This window comes from Pseudomonas sp. PDM02 (assembly GCF_014852285.1).
Taxonomy (GTDB): domain Bacteria; phylum Pseudomonadota; class Gammaproteobacteria; order Pseudomonadales; family Pseudomonadaceae; genus Aquipseudomonas; species Aquipseudomonas migulae.
The window spans coordinates 263423-280448 of the sequence record NZ_JACVBL010000006.1; the positions used below are offsets into that span (position 1 = coordinate 263423).

At 61.0% G+C, this 17026-nt stretch carries 15 protein-coding genes and 1 pseudogene; 9 read left to right on the forward strand and 7 right to left on the reverse strand.

What is annotated here, in order from left to right; all coding sequences use genetic code 11:
• Nucleotides 1–78 precede the first annotated feature (78 nt).
• Nucleotides 79–579, forward strand: a complete 501-nt coding sequence (locus IB245_RS12960) for a phosphate-starvation-inducible protein PsiE (protein WP_008025322.1) — start codon at nucleotides 79–81, stop codon at nucleotides 577–579.
• On the opposite strand, the gene IB245_RS12965 is transcribed toward IB245_RS12960, so the two are convergent.
• From IB245_RS12965 to IB245_RS12975, 3 genes are all read right to left on the reverse strand, one after another.
• Complete coding sequence (locus IB245_RS12965; RefSeq protein ID WP_008025323.1) at nucleotides 576–893, reverse strand: DUF3509 domain-containing protein; 318 nt, start codon at nucleotides 891–893, stop codon at nucleotides 576–578. The genes IB245_RS12960 and IB245_RS12965 overlap by 4 nt on opposite strands.
• A gap of 275 nt (nucleotides 894–1168) precedes the next feature.
• A complete protein-coding gene (locus tag IB245_RS12970) occupies nucleotides 1169–2470 on the reverse strand; it encodes an HAAAP family serine/threonine permease (protein ID WP_192227760.1) in 1302 nt (433 codons plus the stop codon).
• A gap of 63 nt (nucleotides 2471–2533) precedes the next feature.
• Complete coding sequence (locus tag IB245_RS12975; protein ID WP_192227761.1) at nucleotides 2534–3910, reverse strand: L-serine ammonia-lyase; 1377 nt, start codon at nucleotides 3908–3910, stop codon at nucleotides 2534–2536.
• 135 nt (nucleotides 3911–4045) lie between these two features.
• Here IB245_RS12975 and IB245_RS12980 point away from each other — a divergent pair, with 135 nt between their 5' ends.
• Together IB245_RS12980 and IB245_RS12985 are read left to right on the forward strand one after the other, a co-directional pair.
• The gene (locus IB245_RS12980) at nucleotides 4046–4993 is read left to right on the forward strand and encodes a LysR substrate-binding domain-containing protein (protein ID WP_008025326.1); all 948 of its coding nucleotides are present in this window, start codon (nucleotides 4046–4048) and stop codon (nucleotides 4991–4993) included.
• A gap of 213 nt (nucleotides 4994–5206) precedes the next feature.
• Entirely contained in the window at nucleotides 5207–5614 is a 408-nt protein-coding gene (locus IB245_RS12985; protein ID WP_008025327.1) for an HPF/RaiA family ribosome-associated protein, read from the forward strand.
• A gap of 212 nt (nucleotides 5615–5826) precedes the next feature.
• Here the strand turns inward: IB245_RS12985 and fecA are convergent, their stop codons facing one another.
• The 3 genes from fecA to IB245_RS13000 all read right to left on the reverse strand — a co-directional run bounded on the left by fecA (nucleotide 5827) and on the right by IB245_RS13000 (nucleotide 9829).
• Entirely contained in the window at nucleotides 5827–8160 is a 2334-nt protein-coding gene (fecA, locus tag IB245_RS12990; RefSeq protein ID WP_192227762.1) for a TonB-dependent Fe(3+) dicitrate receptor FecA, read from the reverse strand.
• A 245-nt stretch (nucleotides 8161–8405) separates the two neighbouring features.
• Complete coding sequence (locus IB245_RS12995; protein ID WP_192227763.1) at nucleotides 8406–9344, reverse strand: FecR domain-containing protein; 939 nt, start codon at nucleotides 9342–9344, stop codon at nucleotides 8406–8408.
• Nucleotides 9341–9829, reverse strand: a complete 489-nt coding sequence (locus IB245_RS13000) for a sigma-70 family RNA polymerase sigma factor (RefSeq protein ID WP_192227764.1) — start codon at nucleotides 9827–9829, stop codon at nucleotides 9341–9343. The genes IB245_RS12995 and IB245_RS13000 overlap by 4 nt, the downstream gene beginning before the upstream one ends.
• A 182-nt stretch (nucleotides 9830–10011) precedes the next feature.
• Between IB245_RS13000 and IB245_RS13005 the strand changes: the two genes are divergently transcribed.
• The 6 genes from IB245_RS13005 (at nucleotide 10012) to IB245_RS13030 (ending at nucleotide 16403) form a co-directional block, all read left to right on the forward strand.
• Nucleotides 10012–10305 (forward strand): DUF3649 domain-containing protein, encoded by a 294-nt coding sequence (locus IB245_RS13005; protein WP_192227765.1) that lies wholly within the window; start codon nucleotides 10012–10014, stop codon nucleotides 10303–10305.
• Complete coding sequence (locus IB245_RS13010; protein ID WP_192227766.1) at nucleotides 10302–11882, forward strand: PepSY-associated TM helix domain-containing protein; 1581 nt, start codon at nucleotides 10302–10304, stop codon at nucleotides 11880–11882. Before IB245_RS13005 ends, IB245_RS13010 begins: the two co-directional genes overlap by 4 nt.
• Nucleotides 11883–12209 (forward strand): DUF3325 domain-containing protein, encoded by a 327-nt coding sequence (locus IB245_RS13015; RefSeq protein WP_192227767.1) that lies wholly within the window; start codon nucleotides 11883–11885, stop codon nucleotides 12207–12209. It abuts the gene before it with no gap.
• A gap of 4 nt (nucleotides 12210–12213) precedes the next feature.
• A complete protein-coding gene (locus tag IB245_RS13020; RefSeq protein ID WP_008041802.1) occupies nucleotides 12214–12777 on the forward strand; it encodes an RNA polymerase sigma factor in 564 nt (187 codons plus the stop codon).
• Complete coding sequence (locus IB245_RS13025; protein ID WP_192227768.1) at nucleotides 12774–13760, forward strand: FecR family protein; 987 nt, start codon at nucleotides 12774–12776, stop codon at nucleotides 13758–13760. Before IB245_RS13020 ends, IB245_RS13025 begins: the two co-directional genes overlap by 4 nt.
• A gap of 213 nt (nucleotides 13761–13973) precedes the next feature.
• Nucleotides 13974–16403 (forward strand): TonB-dependent siderophore receptor, encoded by a 2430-nt coding sequence (locus tag IB245_RS13030; protein WP_192227769.1) that lies wholly within the window; start codon nucleotides 13974–13976, stop codon nucleotides 16401–16403.
• A 100-nt stretch (nucleotides 16404–16503) separates the two neighbouring features.
• Here the strand turns inward: IB245_RS13030 and IB245_RS13035 are convergent.
• Nucleotides 16504–16972: pseudogene (locus IB245_RS13035) on the reverse strand (helix-turn-helix domain-containing protein); the annotation flags it as partial.
• Nucleotides 16973–17026 lie beyond the last annotated feature (54 nt).

Consider the following 17026-nt stretch of genomic DNA (forward strand, 5'->3'; position numbering starts at 1 on the left):
GGCCTTTTTTCTGCATGCAGAACAACCGTCACGTCCAACCGGCATCATCCGCTCGAACCGAGCTAAGGAAGAATCATCGTGAAAATCAACTGGGCCGAGAACCTGCGGCAGAACGTGCACCAACTGGCCGAATCCCTGGGCAATCTGTTCGTCGAGACCTTCCACTACCTGGCGTTGTTCGCCATCGGTGCGGTGACCGCTTGGGCGGCGGTGATGGAGTTTCTGGGGATGATCGAAGCGGGGCACATCAAGATCGACGACATCTTGCTGCTGTTCATCTACCTCGAACTGGGCGCAATGGTCGGGATTTACTTCAAGACCAATCACATGCCGGTGCGTTTCCTGATCTACGTGGCGATCACCGCGCTGACGCGTTTGTTGATCTCCAACGTCTCGCACCACAATCCGCCGGACCTGGGCATCATTTACCTGTGCGGCGGGATTCTGCTGCTGGCGTTTGCGATTCTGGTGGTGCGTTACGCCTCGTCGCAATTCCCTTCGGTGAAGATCGAACACCCGCAACGCAAGACCGGTGCGGGTTCCAGTGAGCATCCCGAAGTGGAGAAGGGCGAGATTTAAAACCGCATGGCGGGGCGCGGGTGGGCTTTGGTCGATGGCGGCGGCGGGGTGCGATTGTCGCTGTCGGTCATGGCTTCGAGGATGGTCATTGCGCTGTGACCCTGCTCGATGGCGATGCCGAATTGAATACTTTGCACCAGGCGTTTGAGGCGCTTGGGGTCATTGCGTTGTTCGGCGCTGATCATTCGCTTGGCCACGACGCGGCCGCTGTTGGAGAGGGTCAGCATGATGCTGCCGTCCAGCCCCTGAATGCTCAGGTTGATCTGGTAATCCGGTGCAAAGGCATCGGTAATGAGCTGAAAAGGGTTGTCCATGATGCGTCACCGCCTGATTGAACGTGCAGTTATTGACCGGCCATGATCGGGTTGGTTCGCAACACCGGACCATTGGCCTGTCGCTCGCGGAGGTTTTCAAACATCCTTTTTGCCTCGTCAGGGATGTAGCAAGGGGCATGCCGGAAAGATTGTCGAACAATGTAGGAGCGAGCTTGCTCGCGATGTTCGTCAACGATAACGCGTGTTTACCGGGTAAACGTGGCGCTCTGAAGTCCATCGCGAGCAGGCTCGCTCCTACAAGAACGTTGCCCGTTTCAGGGCATGAATGAGTAGATGATCGCAGACAGTGCAATCAGACCGATCAACACCACAAACACGTTCGACGCCTGGCCCGAATACTGGCGCAAAGCCGGCACGCGGCGGATGGCGTACATCGGCATCAGGAACAACAGGCACGCAATGATCGGCCCGCCGAGGGTTTCGATCATGCCAAGGATGCTCGGGTTGAAAGTGGCCACGGCCCAGCAGCTGAGGATCATGAACAGTGCAGTCATGCGGTTCAGCCAGCTCGCCGACATCACCCGGCCACGACCACGCAGGCTTTTCACGATCAGGCCCTGAAAGCCTTCGCTGGCGCCGATGTAATGGCCGAGGAAGGATTTGGTGATCGCCACCAGCGCAATCAGCGGCGCGGCGTAGGCAATGACCGGGGTCTGGAAGTGGTTGGCCAGGTACGACAGGATCGAGATGTTCTGTGCCTTCGCCGCCGCCAGATCAGCCGGGGACAGGGCCAGCACGCAGCTGAAACAGAAGAACATCACAGTCACCACCATCATCCCGTGGGCAATGGCGAGGATGCCGCTGCTCTTGCGCTCGGCCTGCTCGCCGTACCGCTGCTTCTGATCGACAGCGAAGGCGGAGATGATCGGCGAATGGTTGAACGAAAACACCATCACCGGGATCGCCAGCCACAGCGTTTTGAAGAACAGTGGCATCGGCATGCCTTCACCGGCAGTGGCGAAGAACGCGCCGTTCCAGTTCGGAATCAGACTGATACCGAGCAGCAGCAACGCCGCGACGAACGGGTAAACCAGCACGCTCATGCATTTGACGATGACGCCCTGGCCACAGCGGACAATCGCCATCAAACCAAGGATCAGCCCCAGCGACAGCACCGCCCGAGGTGGCGGGGCGATGTGCAACTGATGCTCCATGAAACTGCTGAGGGTGTTGGTCAGCGCCACGCTGTACACCAGCAGAATCGGGAAGATCGCGAAAAAATACAGCAGCGTGATCAGCTTGCCGGCACCGATGCCGAAGTGTTCTTCCACCACTTCAGTGATGTCCCCGGAGCGTCCCGACAGCACGAAGCGAGTCAGGCCGCGGTGGGCGAAGAAGGTCATCGGAAACGCCAGCACCGCCAGGATCAGCAGCGGCCAGAAGCCACCCACGCCGGCGTTGATCGGCAGGAACAGCGTGCCGGCGCCAATCGCCGTGCCGTAGAGGCCCAGCATCCAGGTGGTGTCGTGTTTGCTCCAACCCTTGTGGGCTGTTTCTGTATTGCGTGTCAGGTCTACAGCAGGATTATCGGCAGCAGGTGTACGTACATCGGTCATCGTTATTGGCCTCGTTATTATTCTTGCTCGGGCTCACGTGTTGCGGACGGTCGGGAATGCTCCTCAGCACTCCACCCAGCTGACAGCCAGGCCGCCCCGTGAAGTCTCTTTGTATTTGTCGTGCATGTCGGCGCCGGTATCGCGCATGGTGCGGATCACCCGGTCCAGGGAAATGAAGTGTTTGCCGTCGCCGCGCAGGGCCATTTGCGTGGCGTTGATCGCCTTCACGGCCGCGATGGCGTTGCGCTCGATACACGGCACTTGCACCAGGCCACCGACCGGGTCGCAGGTCAGGCCCAGGTTGTGTTCCAGGCCTATTTCGGCGGCGTTTTCCAGTTGCTCGGGCGTGGCGCCCAGTACGTCGGCCAGACCGGCGGCGGCCATGGCGCACGCCGAACCGACTTCGCCCTGACAGCCGACTTCGGCGCCGGAGATCGAGGCGTTTTTCTTACAGAGAATGCCTACGGCCGCGGCGCCCAAAAAGAACGCAACGACGTCATCGTCCGACGCATCCGGGTTGAATTTCATGTAGTAGTGCAGGACGGCGGGAATGATCCCGGCCGCGCCGTTGGTAGGCGCGGTGACCATCCGTCCGCCGGCGGCGTTTTCTTCGTTCACGGCGAGGGCAAACAGGTTCACCCATTCCATCGCCGACAGCGTCGATGTGATGACGTTCGGCTTGCCGATTTCCAACAGGCTGCGGTGCAATTTCGCTGCGCGGCGCGGAACATTAAGACCGCCGGGCAGGATGCCTTCGTGGCGTAAACCCTGCTCGACGCACTCGCGCATCACCGACCAGATGTGCAGCAAGCCCTGACGGATTTCGGCTTCGCTGCGCCAGGCCCGTTCGTTGGCCATCATCAACTCGGAAACCCGCAGGCCATGCTGATTGCAGAGCTTGAGCAATTCGGCGGCGCTGGAAAAATCATACGGCAGCACCACGTCGCTGGTCGGCGCGATGCCGGACTCGGCTTCGGCGGCTTCGATGATGAAACCGCCGCCGATCGAGTAGTACGTTTGCTCCGACAGCTCACCGGTGTCGCCGAAAGCTGTCAGAGACATGGCGTTGGGGTGGTAGGGCAGGCTCTCGTCGAGCAGCAGGAGATCGCTTTGCCAGTTGAAGGCAATTGTTTTTTTGCCGGCGAGATGCAGTTCGCCGGTCTCGAGCAGTGTTTTGATGCGGCTGTCGATGCTGGTCGGATCGATGCTGTCCGGCCATTCGCCCATCAGGCCCATGACGCAGGCACGGTCGGTGGCGTGGCCGACGCCGGTGGCGGAAAGGGAGCCGTACAGGCGGATTTCCACTCGGCGTACGGCGTCCAGCAAATGCTGGTCAATCAGTGCCTGGGCAAAGGTCGCGGCGGCGCGCATCGGGCCGACGGTGTGAGAACTGGACGGACCGATGCCGACTTTGAAAAGATCAAAAACACTGATAGCCATGCTAAAGCCTATACAAGCAATGGAAGAGAAATCGCTGCCATTTTTGTAGGACAAGCGCAATGTCGGCGATACTGCCTACCTCGGTCCTACGTGACCAACGAAACTTCCTAAGACAGCCTTTAGCAGGACTAAACAATGAGTCGCCAATTGCACGCCCAGACTTACGTCTGGCTGCACGTGTTTTCCTGTGCCGCGCGGCACTTGTCCTTCACCCGTTGCGCCGAAGAACTGCACATCACGCCGGGGGCGGTCAGTCAGCAAATCCGACAACTGGAAGAACGGCTGGGGTTTCGACTGTTCCACCGGCGTGCCCGGGGCGTGGAGTTGAGCGCGCAAGGCCAGCGACTGGCCATTACGGTCAACGAGGCTTACGGCAGCATCGACGCGGAATTGCGACGACTGGACGCGGGAATGATTAGCGGAATTCTGCGGGTACGGTCGATTCCATCGTTCCTGAGCAAATGGCTGACCCCGCGCCTGCCGCGCTTGCAGCAGCGTTTTCCGGACATTCAGTTGCGCCTGGTGGCCGAGGACAGCAGCGTGCCGTTGCACGAGGGCGACTTTGACCTGGCCATCGACCTGAACGACGGCAGCTACCCCGGCTTGTTATCCACAACCTTGCTCGACGAACAGATCTTCCCTGTGTGTGCGCCGAGCCTGTTGCGCGGACGGCCGCCGTTGCATGGCCCGGCAGACCTGTCGCACTTTCCGCTGTTGCACGACATTACGGCCTGGCGCGGCAGTTACGAGTACGCGGAGTGGGAGTTCTATCTCAACGCCATCGGTTTCGAAGGCGCGGACGTGCGGCGCGGGCACACGTTCAATCGCAATCACCTGACCATCGAAGCGGCGATTGCCGGCATGGGCGTGGCGATTGCGCGGCGAACGCTGTTGAACGATGAGCTGGAGCGCGGGACGTTGATTGTGCCGTTCGGGTTGGCGGTGCCCAATCACAAACGTTATGTGCTGCTTTACGCGCCGGGGGCGCTGAGCCATCCGGGCGTGCGCGCGGTGCATGACTGGCTGGTAGAGGAGGCGGGGGTTTTTCGCAGCCTGCACCCGCTGGCGGAGCGGCAGATGTGAGTAATTATGACAAAGAAGTGAAGCGACCCAACTCCCGACCTTAACAGCGCTTTTGCTCCTTGTCCGGCTTTTTTTGCGTATGAAAATTTATCTTTTTTCAGGGGTTGAATTGTTCGTCGTACAGACCGATTGTGTAACCAAGAGGTCACGGTGATGACGCCCAAGGGCCAGCCGAGGGGCCTCTCGCGAGCTAGCTGAAATAAGGGATGAACTATGCAAATCCAAGTCAACAGCGATAACCATATTCAAAGCAGCATCCGACTGGAGGAGTGGGTACGTACTACCATTGAGAGCACGCTCGAACGTTATGAAGAGGACCTGACACGCGTCGAGGTCCATCTGCGGGACGAGAACGGCGACAAGCCCGGTCCCCATGATTTGCGCTGCCAGCTGGAAGCGCGGCCAAAAGGCCACCAACCGATTTCTGTCACCCATAAAGCCGAAAACCTGGAACTGGCGATCGACGGTGCGGCTGAAAAACTCGAACATGCACTGGAACATCTGTTTGGCAAACTGCGGGGCAAACCACGTGCCGCTGTGGTGCCGTTCGAGAGACGTGCAGCCGATGCGCTGCTGGAAGACGAGTTTCTCGAGAATGAACAGGCTGCACAAAACGGCTGACGCCTGATTTAACGTCCCAACGAAAAACGGGCCTGCATTGCAGGCCCGTTGTTGTTTGTGCCGATTATCGCGGCGCCGCGATTCCTTGTAGGAGCGTGGCTTGCCCGCGAAGAGGCCCGGAAATCCAGCTCATATGTCGCTCGTTAAATCGCCTTCGCGGGCAAGCCTCGCTCCTACAGGGGTGAATTGCAACGAGGCTGTTCAGTTTCAGATCAGAACGCCACCGACGTCTGCACATACACCGTTCGCGGTTCCCCGACGTACTTGCCCTTGTTGTTGTCATCGAACGAGCGTGTGAAGTACTGGTGGTTGAAGATGTTTTTCACCCCCACCGCCACATTCAAATCCGACAACTTCGGCCCGAAGTCATACGCCGCGCGGCTGCTGAACAGCATGTAGCCAGGAATCGTGCCCGTGCTGCCGTCGGCACTTTCTTTCGACGTATTGGCGTTGTCGGCAAACTGGTCGCTCTGATAGCTGCTGTCCAGGTTCAACTTCCACGCACCTTCGGTGTAACCGACGCCCACGGTGCCCTTGTGTTTCGAGGAGAACGGCACACGATTACCCTTGTTCGGCCCGTCTTCGCGGATGGTCGCGTCCACATAGGCGTACGTGGCGTAGACATCGAAACCGGCCAGTGACGGGCTCAAATCGTCGAGTGCGTAATTGACGCTGGTTTCGATGCCCTGATGGCGAGTCTCGCCCCGAGCGATCACCGAATCGTTGGTCTGATTACTTTCGTACTGATTGTCGAAGTTGATCAGGAACGTGCCGATTTCCGCGCGTAACGCACCGTTGTCGTAGCGGGTGCCCAGTTCCCAGGTGCGCGCCTTTTCCGGTTTGACTTCGCCGCTGGTCACGCGATTTGGCATCTGGCTGTATTGCACGCTGCCGAACGAGCCTTCGGTGTTGGCGTAGAGGTTCCAGCTGTCGGTCAGGTGATAGAGCACGTTCAGCGCGGGCAGGGCGGTGTTGTAGTCGCCCTTGTACTTCTCGTTCGTCAGGTTGTTGGTCTGTTGCGATTCGATCATTTCGTAGCGGATGCCCGGCGTCACTGTCCATTTGCCGATGTCGATCCGGTCATCGACGAAGAACGCATTGGCCTCGGTGCCGCCGCGTGTATCGCGGTCGTTGCGGCTGTTGGTGGTCGGATACTCGTTACTGGCAATCGGCGTGCGATAGCGCAGTTCGTGGCCGGCCTCGTTGATGTAGCGATAGCCGACACCGACTTCATGGCTGGTCGGGCCGACATCAAAACCCTGGGCGAAGCGGGTTTCCAGACCACGTACCCAGTATTCGCGCGGTGACAGCGACAGGAACGTCCCTTGATCCAGATAGCCGCTGCGCAGGGTTTTGGTGAAGAAGGTGTTGGCGGTGAATTCGCGGCGATCTTCCTGGTAGCGATAGCCGAAGTTGAACATTGTCCGGCGGCCCCAGAACTGATCTTTCGGGCGGGTCGACTGGTACGGATCGGCATCGTAATCGGCAACGTTCAGGCCACCGGGCATGTCGGCCTTGCCTTCGTAATACTGGGCCATGGCATTGAAGCTGTTGGCGTCGTCGAGCTGGTATTTGCCTTTGAGAATCAGGTCATCGATCTCGGTGTCGCTATGTTCACGCCAGTCGCCACCGCGTGTGCCGGAATACAACAACGCGCCGCCCAGGCCATTGTCGGCAGTGCCGCCGGCCAGCAGGTTGCCGGTGGTCTTGAAACCGTCGTGGCTGGAGGAGGGGCTGGTTTCGGTCTGGAAACCGCCTTTCACCGTGGGCTCGTCGGGAATCGCGCGGGTCACGAAATTGACCACGCCGCCGACGTTTTGCGGGCCATAACGCACCGCGCCGCCGCCGCGCACCACGTCGACCGCGTCCATGTTGCCCATGCTGATCGGCGCGAACGACAACTGTGGCTGACCGTAAGGCGCGAAGGGCACCGGGATGCCATCCATCAACACCGTCGAGCGCGACGCCAGGCGCGGATTGAGACCACGAATGCCGAAGTTCAATGCCATGTCATGGCTGCCGGTGCCGTTGTTGTCCGGCGCGTTGACGCCGGGGATGCGGTTGAGCACGTCCCTGGCCTGGGTTGCGCCCTGGCGTTCGAACTCCTCGCGACGGATCACGTCACGCGCGCCGGGATGCTCGAAGACGTTGATTTGCTGCGCATCGCCGAGCCAGTCGCCGACCACTTTCGATGTGTCCAGCTCCAGCGCAGCATTGCCCACCGGTTGCAGGCTGAACGCGTTGTTGCCTTCGGCGCGGGCCTGAAGGCCGGTGCCTTCGAGCAAGACGTTCAAGCCCTGTTCGGCGGTGTAGTTGCCCTCCAGGCCACGACTCTGCACACCGCTGGTGACTTGCGAGCCAAACGAAATCAACACGCCGGCTTCACGGCCGAACTGGTTGAGGGCGTTTTCCAGCGACGATGGCGCGATGTGGTACGGCTTGGCATCGTCTGCGTGGACGAGTGGCAGCGCGCCGAAGCTCAGGCTGGCGCCCAGCAAGAGTTGGCGCAAGGTGCGGGCCAGCGGGGTGAGGCGGGTGGGGTGCATGGAGGACGATCCTGAGAAGGTGGAATCAAGGTGGCTTTCCTTCTCTGTCACGCCAGATCTGAAAAACGGCTCACGGTTGTGTGAATATTTTTGGGGGCTCTCGCAAGCAACCCCGCTGCCACAGGATTTCTGAACAAACACCGTAACTGTAGGAGCCTGGCTTGCCGGCGAAGGCGGTGTATCAGACAGACCGCGGCGTGCCGATCGTCGGAACGCCGCCCGCAGCAAGCCGGCTCCTACAAGAGTCAGGCGCGCGCCTCGACGGTTACCCAATACCGCGTAAAGCGCTTCACCTTCACCGGCAAGCTGATTTCCAGCAGATCCAGAATCCGCTCGCTGTCGTCCAGTGGATAAGTCCCGGAGATCAACAAGTCCGCAACTTTCGCATCGCAGTTCAACTGCCCGCGACGATAGCGGCCAAGTTCCTCAAGGAAATCCCCGAGGCGCATGTGCGCAGCCACCAGCATGCCGTCGGCCCAGGCGCCGCTGTTGGCGTCCAGAGGCACGGGGTTGCCGATTCCGCGAGCGTCAAAACTCAACTGCCGGGCGCTTTGCAGTACCCAGGGTGAACCGCCATCAGGCGTCAATTCGACACGGCCTTCAAACACCGCGACCTGCGTGCGATCCGCAAACTGCCGAACGTTCAGGCGCGCCCCTTCTGTTTTCAACAAGCCTTGCGCCGTGCGCACTTGAAACGCTTTGGACGTTGTCAGCAGCATCTCGCCTTCAAGCAAACGGATCAGCCGTTGCTGACCCTCGACCTGCACATCCGCCGAACTCGCGGTGTTGAGTTGCAATTGGCTGCCGTCTGCGAGCGCGATCTTGCGCCGCTGGCCAATGGGGCTGCGGTAGTCGGCCAGCAACGGTGGCAGCAGGTTGTGCTCGCGCATGCCCCAGGTGACGGCCGAACCGGCACCAAGAATCAGCAACAACTTCAGCGCCTGACGCCGGCTGCTGGACGTCGGTGCATTCAGGGCCGCATGCGCCAGCGGCGAAGACAAACCGCGCAGGCGCTGGTTGACCCGCTGAATATGCTCCCACGCCCGTTGATGCTCGCTGTGCGCATCGAGCCATTGTTGCCAGGCGTTTTGCTGGCGCGGGCTCAACGGCCCTTGCTGCATTTTCATCAACCATTGCACCGCTTGCTCGGCGACTTGCGGTGAAAAATCCGGGGTGCCGTTCATAGGGCGAAGTAGCAGCGCATCGCCGCTTTATTCAGGTGCCGCTTGACCGTGGCGATGGAAATTCCCAGCTCGGCGGCGATCTGTGGGTACGTCAGGCCATCGACCTGGGCCAACAGAAATGCGCGCTTGACCAGGCGCGGCAAACCGTCGAGCAACTGGTCCAGCTCCATCAGGGTTTGCAGGATGATCGCCCGTTCTTCTTCCGACGGCGCGACCCTTTCCGGCATCTGCGCCAGGGCGTCGAGGTAGGCGCGTTCCAGATCCTGACGGCGGTAATGATTGAACAGCACGCGTTTGGCGAGGGTGGTGAGGAACGCTCGCGGCTCGATGATCTGCGGCGTGTCTCGTGCGGTCAGCACCCGCATGAACGTGTCCTGGGCCAGATCTGCCGCGCTGTCCGGGCAGCCGAGCTTGCGCCGCAACCAACCGGTGAGCCAGTTGTGATGGGCGTGATAAAGGACTTCGACGGTGTGGGCTGGCTGCAACGGTAACTCCGAGCGCGGTTTAATGCGTTAGAGAACAAGAATTGTTCGCATTGTAGAGGTGCGAACCCGCTCCGGCAATCGGCGCTGATCGTATCTCTTTTGCGTATGAGAATATTTATCATTAATATTGCCGCCCTGGCCTCGTGATTTTCCCCAGGCCTCACCGGTTTCAAGGTCGAAACATGAAAGTAATCCCCGTGTCCTATCGATTGGCCGTCACCTCCCGGGTGCTGGCCGCCGTGCTGGGCGGCTACATCGTTGCGGCGCTGGCCAGTGTCAGCCTGACGCTGTGGGTGCCCATGGCCCGCGCCGACGCCGTGGTGACCGGGATGATGACCTCGTTTTTGGCCTACCTCGGCGCAGTGATCTGGTGCTTCGCCTGCCGCAGCGCATGGCGGGCCTGGCTCGGGTTGATCGTGCCAAGCCTGGTGCTGGCGGCGATTTCGGGCCTCGCGTACTGGATGGGCCGCTCATGAAAGAGGGCTTTCGTCAGGCCATGGCCTGGTTGCACACCTGGACCGGGTTGATCTTCGGCTGGTTGCTGTTTGCGATTTTCCTCACCGGCACACTCGCGTATTTCAAGGACGAGATCAGCCACTGGATGCAGCCGGAAATCCCTGCGCGTTCGGTGACCTCCGAAGCCAGCCTGGCCGTGGCGCAAAACTACCTTCAGCAACACGCTGCCGGCGCCTCACGCTGGCTCATCGACCTGCCCGATGCCCGCGAACCCGGCCTGTCGGTACGCTGGCAGCAGACTCCGGCCAAACGTGGCGAACGCGGCCAGTTCACAGAAAAACTCCTCGACCCGCAAACCGGCGCCGAAGTGCAGGGCCGGGCAACCACCGGCGGCGAGTTTTTCTACCGCTTCCACTTTCAGCTGCAAATGCCGTATCCGTGGGGCCGCTGGTTGTCGACCATCGCCGCCATGGTGATGTTCGTCGCGCTGATCAGCGGGATCATCACCCACAAGAAAATCTTCAAGGACTTCTTCACCTTCCGCCCGCGCAAAGGCCAGCGTTCCTGGCTCGACGGGCACAACGCGGTGGGTGTGCTGGTGCTGCCGTTTCACCTGATGATCACCTACAGCAGCCTGGTGATTTTCATGTCGATGGTGATGCCGGCGAGCATTCTTGCCGCGTACAAGGGTGATGCGCGGGCGTTTTACGATGAGGTGTTCCCGGCCTCCACCACACCGGAACGTGCGGACAAACCGGCGCAGTTGGCGCCGTTGGCAACGCTGCTGGAAAAGGCGCGCGAGCAGTGGTTGGGCGGGCGCGTCGGGCGGCTGACGGTGAACAATCCGGGCGACGCGAATGCCTCGGTGGTGCTCGTGCGTGATGGCGCGGACCGTGTGGTCCACGACTTCGGCAGCGCGGTGACCTTCAACGGCGTGACCGGGCAATTGCTCGGCACGACTCCTGAGCAATCGCTGCCGAGGGCGATTGCCGGCAGTTTCTATGGTTTGCACATGGGCCATTTCGCCGGCCCGGTGCTGCGCTGGTTGTACTTCATTTGCGGGTTGGCCGGCACGGCGATGATCGGCACCGGGCTGGTGATCTGGCTCGGCAAGCGTCAGCTCAAACACGCGAAAAGCGCCGTGATGCCGTTCGAATTGCGTCTGGTGGAAGTGCTGAACATCGCCAGCATGTCCGGTTTGATGGTGGCGGTGGCGGCGTTCTTTTGGGCCAATCGGGTGTTGCCGGTCGACATGGCCGGACGTGCGGATTGGGAAGTGAACAGCTTCTTCATCGTCTGGGGTTTGAGTGTGCTGCATGCCATGGTCCGCCGGGGCCGCACGGCGTGGATCGAGCAATTGGCACTGGTGGCATTGCTGTTTGGCGCGATGCCGCTGCTGAACGCCATGACCACGCCGTATCACTTGGGCGTGACGTTGGCGCAGGGCGATTGGGCGATGGCCGGTTTCGATCTGACGTGCCTGGGCAGCGGTGTGTTTTTCGCCTGGGCTGCGTGGAAAATGCAGCGTTCGGGACAGGCCAGGATCGTCATCCGGCAGCGTGCACAACCGATCACCCTTGAGCGAGAGGCGAACTGAATGTTGCTGTCGCTGTTGCTCTGTTACGGCGGTTTCACCGCGCTGTGTTTATCGATGGACCGGCATCACGCCGAACTGTTGGGCGGCAAGCCGACGGCCCGTCGTCGCCAGTTATTGAAACTGGGTGGCTGGCTGTTGCTGGTCTTGTCTCTGTGGGCGGCGGTGTCTTCGACCGGCTGGGGACTTGGCCTGGTGGAATGGTGTGCGGTGTTGATGCTCAGCGCGTTGCTGCTGGTGCTGTTGATGCCCTATCGCCCGCGCCTGGCGCTGTCGATGGCTGCATTGAGCCTGCTCGTCAGCCCCGTTGCCGCGTTTGCGCAGTACTGACCCGATGATGACTAGCCCTCCGGATTCCCATGACGACGAACCTCGCGGAGCACGTGCGCATTTCCTGCAAGTGTTCCTGTCCCAGCGTTCGCAGATGGAAGCGCTGGTGAACCGTCGCGTCGGCTGCCGGGCAACGGCGGCGGACCTGGTGCAGGATTTGTTTTTGCGCTTCTGGCGCCGGCCGCTGGTGCAGGTCGAAGAGCTCAGCACCTACCTGTTGCGTTGCGCCGGCAACATTGCCATCGACCACTTGCGCAGCGAAGGCACGCGGGTGCGGGTCACTGAAGGCTGGCAACCGGATCAACCGGACAGCCACGGCAGTGAGCCGCAAGCCGCGCTGGAGGCCGGCAACGATTTGCGTCATGTCGAAGCGGCGTTGCGTGCGTTGCCCGAGCGCACGCGGCAGATCTTTTTGCTCAATCGCATCCATGGCCGCAAATACGCCGAGATCGCCAAGGCCATGGGTTTGTCCCAAAGCGCCGTGGAAAAACATATGATGCGCGCCCTCGAAGCCTGCAAGGCCAGCCTGCGGGACCCCGAACCGCGCACGCCAGGGAAAGCACCGTGAATCACATCGAACGCGTCACCCCGACGCCCGCTCAGGAACAGGCCGCTTTCGCCTGGCTGAGTCTGCTGCATGACCAGCCGAGCAGCGGTGATCAGGCTACTTTCAGCCATTGGTTGCAGGCCGACCCCGCGCATGCCGAGGCCTATGCCCAGGCGCAAGTGGTGTGGGAGTTGAGCGAAGGCCCGGCGCGGACGCTGGCCAACGAAGACGCGTTTGCCTTGCAGGGTTACCTCAACGCGATGAATCGCTCGCGGCGCAGCAGCGTTCGGCGCTGGTCCGGAGCGCTGGCAATGGCGGCGTGCCTGTTGTTGATGGTCAGCCTCGGTTCAGGCTGGCAGCCGATGCGCTGGGTGGATGATCTGGGTGCTGACTATGTGTCGTCGCCGGGGGAAGTTCGCACCGTCACGCTGGCGGATCAATCGCAGGTCACGCTGGATGCCGACAGCGCCATCGCGGTGGATTTCAGTCGCGGTGAGCGTCACGTGCAGTTGCGTCGCGGCGCTGGTTTTTTCAGCGTGACGCACACCGGCGAGCCGTTTGTGGTTGAGGCTGAAAAGGGCCAGGCGCGGGTGCTGGGGACGCAGTTTGAAGTGCGTTTGCAACCTCACGGCGCGCAAGTGACGGTGTTGTCCGGCCGGGTCGGCGTGACGGCGGACAAGCATGCCGAGCAGCAGATTCTGACCGCCGGCCAACAAGTGGCTTACGGCGAAGGCACGGCGGAAAAACTGCATGCCGTGGACAGCGAAGCACAGTTGGCGTGGCGTCAGGGCTGGCTCAATTACTACAAGGCGCCACTGGCTGACGTGGTGCAGGATTTGCGGCGTTACTACCCTGGGCGGATTGTGCTGCTCAACGATGAGCTGGCGGCGCGGCGGATCAGTGGCAGTTTTCCGAGCAAGGATCCGCAGGCGGTGTTGAGTTCGTTGCAGGGGGTGATGGGGTTTGAGCAGCATGCCGTGGGGCATTTGATTATTTTGCGTTGAGGCGTCCGGCCCCTTCGCGGGCAAGCCTCGCTCCTACAGAACAGTGTGATCCGTAGGAGCGAGGCTTGCCCGCGAAGGCGTCAAATCAAACACCCCATCACTCAAATTAAAATATTTTCAAAATGATGGTGAGGTAAACCCAAGCCCCATCCGTGTAGTGACTGAAACTGCGAGTCATTCGCATCCGTAGCGGTTCTACACAGGTCATGAGCAATGAAGTCCAGGGCAAAATCGGGTTCGGTCAAACAGTGGTTGGGCGCTTCGGCGCTGAGCATTTCGGCATTGGCATTGCTGCCATTGAGCGTGGCATTGGCCGCTGAAGCGGGCACGACGCAGCAGCGCACGCAGTTCAGCTTCGCGATGGCCGCCAAACCGCTGCCCCAGGCCCTGAGTGACTTCAGCCGGATCACCGGCATCAGCGTCGTCTACACCGATGAAGCGCCGTACGGCATGACCGCGCCAGCGGTCAGCGGGCAGATGAGCGCCGAACAGGCGATCCAGCGTTTGCTCAGCGGTTCGGGTTTGACCTTCCGTCGCACCGATGCGCACACCATGGCGCTGGAACCGCAGCCCACCGAAGGCGCCTTGAACCTCGGCGCCACCACCATCACCTCGGTGATGGATCAATCCATGAGCTACCAGCCGCCGCCGACCAGTTCGGTGATGCGCTCTTCGGCCTTGCTCCAGGAAATCCCCCAGACCGTCAACGTCATCCCGGCCCAGGTCATTCGCGATCAGGCGCCGCGCAACCTCGACGATGCGCTGGCCAACGTCAGCGGCATCACCCAGGGCAACACGCTGGGCAGCACCCAGGATTCGGTGATGACCCGCGGCTTCGGCGACAACCGCAACGGCTCGATCATGCGCGACGGCATGCCGGTGGTGCAGGGCCGTGGCCTCAACGCCACAGTCGATCGGGTCGAAGTGCTCAAGGGTCCGGCCTCATTGCTCTACGGCATCCAGGACCCGGGCGGCGTGGTCAACATGGTCAGCAAGAAGCCTGAACTTGAGCAGTACAACGCATTGACCGTGCGTGGCTCGACGTACGGCGACGGCAAAAACGGCAGCGGCGGCAGCTTCGACAGCACAGGCGCGCTCGGTGATTCCGGGCTGGCCTACCGCATGGTGCTGGACCACGAAGACGAAGATTACTGGCGCAACTTCGGCACCCACCGCGAGACTCTGGTGGCGCCGTCCCTGGCCTGGTTCGGTGAAAGCACCAAGCTGTTGTTTGCCTACGAACACCGTGAATTCCTCACCCCGTTCGACCGTGGCACGCTGATCGACCCACGCGACAACCACCCGCTGGACATCTCCCGCGAGCGTCGCCTGGACGAGCCGTTCAACAACATGGAAGGGCGCTCGGACCTCTATCACTTCGAGGCCGACCACGAGCTTAACGACAACTGGAAAGCGCACTTTGGCTACAGCTGGAACCGTGAAACCTACGACGCCAGCCAAGTACGCGTTACCGCCATCGACACCAAGAAAGGCACGCTGACCCGCAGCATGGACGGCACGCAAAACGCGATCAGCACCGACCGCTTCACCACGGCCAGCCTCGAAGGCAAAGTGAATGCGCTGGGCATGCAACATGACCTGGTGTTCGGCGTCGATGACGAGTACCGCAAGATCTACCGCGAAGACCTGATCCGTCAGAAAAGCCTCACCACTTTCAGCTACCTCAACCCGGTCTATGGCCGTGAAGTCGCCGGGACCACCGTCAGCCCGGCGGACAGCGCGCAGACCGATCTGCTGCGCAGCGATTCGCTGTTTCTGCAGGACTCGATCCACCTCACCGACCAGTGGATTCTGGTGGCCGGCGGCCGTTTCCAGGAGTACGACCAGTACGCCGGCAAAGGCGTGCCGTTCAAGGCCAACACCGACAGCAACGGGCAAAAATGGGTGCCGCGTGCCGGCCTTGTCTACAAGTACACCGACGCGTTGTCGTTCTACGGCAGCTACACCGAATCGTTCAAACCGAACTCGACCATCGCCCCGTTGAGCGGCAGCAGCACCGTGCTCGACGGCAGCATCGCGCCGGAAGAAGCCAAGTCCTGGGAAGTCGGCGCCAAGCTGGATATTCCGGGGCGTGTGACGGGTAACGTCGCCCTGTTCGACATCAAGAAACGCAACGTGCTGGTGGCCAATGCCGAAGGTCCGGTGACCCTTTACAGCGCCGCCGGCGAAGTGCGTTCCCGTGGTCTGGAAGTGGATCTGAGCGGTCAGCTCAGCGATCGCTGGAGCATGATCGGCAGCTATGCCTACACCGATGCCGAAGTCACCGAAGACCCGGACTACAAAGGCAAAAAACTGCAAAACGTGGCGAAGAACACCGGCTCGCTGTCAGCGGTCTATGACTTCGGCACCATCGTTGGTGGCGATCAGTTGCGGGTCGGCGCGGGCGCGCGGTATGTCGGTGAGCGGGCGGGTAACGCGGTGAACGATTTCGACCTGCCGAGCTACACCGTGGCCGATGCATTCGCCACCTACGACACCAAGGTCGAGGGGCAGAAGGTCAAGTTTCAGCTCAACGTGAAAAACCTGTTTGACCGCACTTACTACACCTCGGCGGCGAGCCGGTTCTTTGTGTCGATGGGGGATTCGCGGCAGGTGTCGTTGTCCAGTACCTTGGAGTTCTGATCACAGACCGCGTTATCGTTCTTCGCGGGCAAGCCTCGCTCCTACAGGTTCGGCGCCGTTCTTGTAGGAGCGAGGCTTGCCCGCGAAGGCGGCTTCCGGGTCAGCGCAAAAACGCCTGCCGATACTCGCCAGGCGTCCCACCGAGAACCTGCCGAAACCGATTGGTGAAATGACTGGCACTGGCAAACCCGCACGCCAATGCAATCTCCCCCAACGGCTGCGATGTCGAACGCAATAACTCCCGCGCCCGGCTCAGTCGCCTTGCCAACACATACTGATGCGGCGGCAAGCCAAAGCTCTCCCGGAACATCCGCGCAAAGTGATACTCCGACAGCGCACACAACCCCGCCAACTGCCCGAGGCTGATGGCTTCGGCCAACTGATTGTCGATGAACTCGACCAGTTGCCGTCGCTGGTGCGCCGCCAATCCGCCCTTGAGTCGCAAGCCGTCGCGCATGCCGACCTGGCCGAGCAACACTGGGAAAAATGCATAGCTTGTCCGGGCGGCATCTAGTGCCGAGCCGGTCGCGACGAAAGATGCCAGTGCCGTTGGCGATGTAGCAGGACAACTTAAGGGCCTACCGAGCCCTTGTCGCGTCTGTGGCAAGGGCGTGGACAGCCAG

What these genes read in the sequence shown, in the direction of transcription:
- IB245_RS12965 (WP_008025323.1), bottom strand. Translation starts at nt 893, where the DNA reads ATGGACAACCCTTTTCAGCTCATTACCGATGCCTTTGCACCGGATTAC.
- IB245_RS12970 (WP_192227760.1), bottom strand. Translation starts at nt 2,470, where the DNA reads ATGACCGATGTACGTACACCTGCTGCCGATAATCCTGCTGTAGACCTG.
- IB245_RS12975 (WP_192227761.1), bottom strand. Translation starts at nt 3,910, where the DNA reads ATGGCTATCAGTGTTTTTGATCTTTTCAAAGTCGGCATCGGTCCGTCC.
- IB245_RS12980 (WP_008025326.1), top strand. Translation starts at nt 4,046, where the DNA reads ATGAGTCGCCAATTGCACGCCCAGACTTACGTCTGGCTGCACGTGTTT.
- IB245_RS12985 (WP_008025327.1), top strand. Translation starts at nt 5,207, where the DNA reads ATGCAAATCCAAGTCAACAGCGATAACCATATTCAAAGCAGCATCCGA.
- fecA (WP_192227762.1), bottom strand. Translation starts at nt 8,160, where the DNA reads ATGCACCCCACCCGCCTCACCCCGCTGGCCCGCACCTTGCGCCAACTC.
- IB245_RS12995 (WP_192227763.1), bottom strand. Translation starts at nt 9,344, where the DNA reads ATGAACGGCACCCCGGATTTTTCACCGCAAGTCGCCGAGCAAGCGGTG.
- IB245_RS13005 (WP_192227765.1), top strand. Translation starts at nt 10,012, where the DNA reads ATGAAAGTAATCCCCGTGTCCTATCGATTGGCCGTCACCTCCCGGGTG.
- IB245_RS13010 (WP_192227766.1), top strand. Translation starts at nt 10,302, where the DNA reads ATGAAAGAGGGCTTTCGTCAGGCCATGGCCTGGTTGCACACCTGGACC.
- IB245_RS13015 (WP_192227767.1), top strand. Translation starts at nt 11,883, where the DNA reads ATGTTGCTGTCGCTGTTGCTCTGTTACGGCGGTTTCACCGCGCTGTGT.
- IB245_RS13020 (WP_008041802.1), top strand. Translation starts at nt 12,214, where the DNA reads ATGATGACTAGCCCTCCGGATTCCCATGACGACGAACCTCGCGGAGCA.
- IB245_RS13030 (WP_192227769.1), top strand. Translation starts at nt 13,974, where the DNA reads ATGAAGTCCAGGGCAAAATCGGGTTCGGTCAAACAGTGGTTGGGCGCT.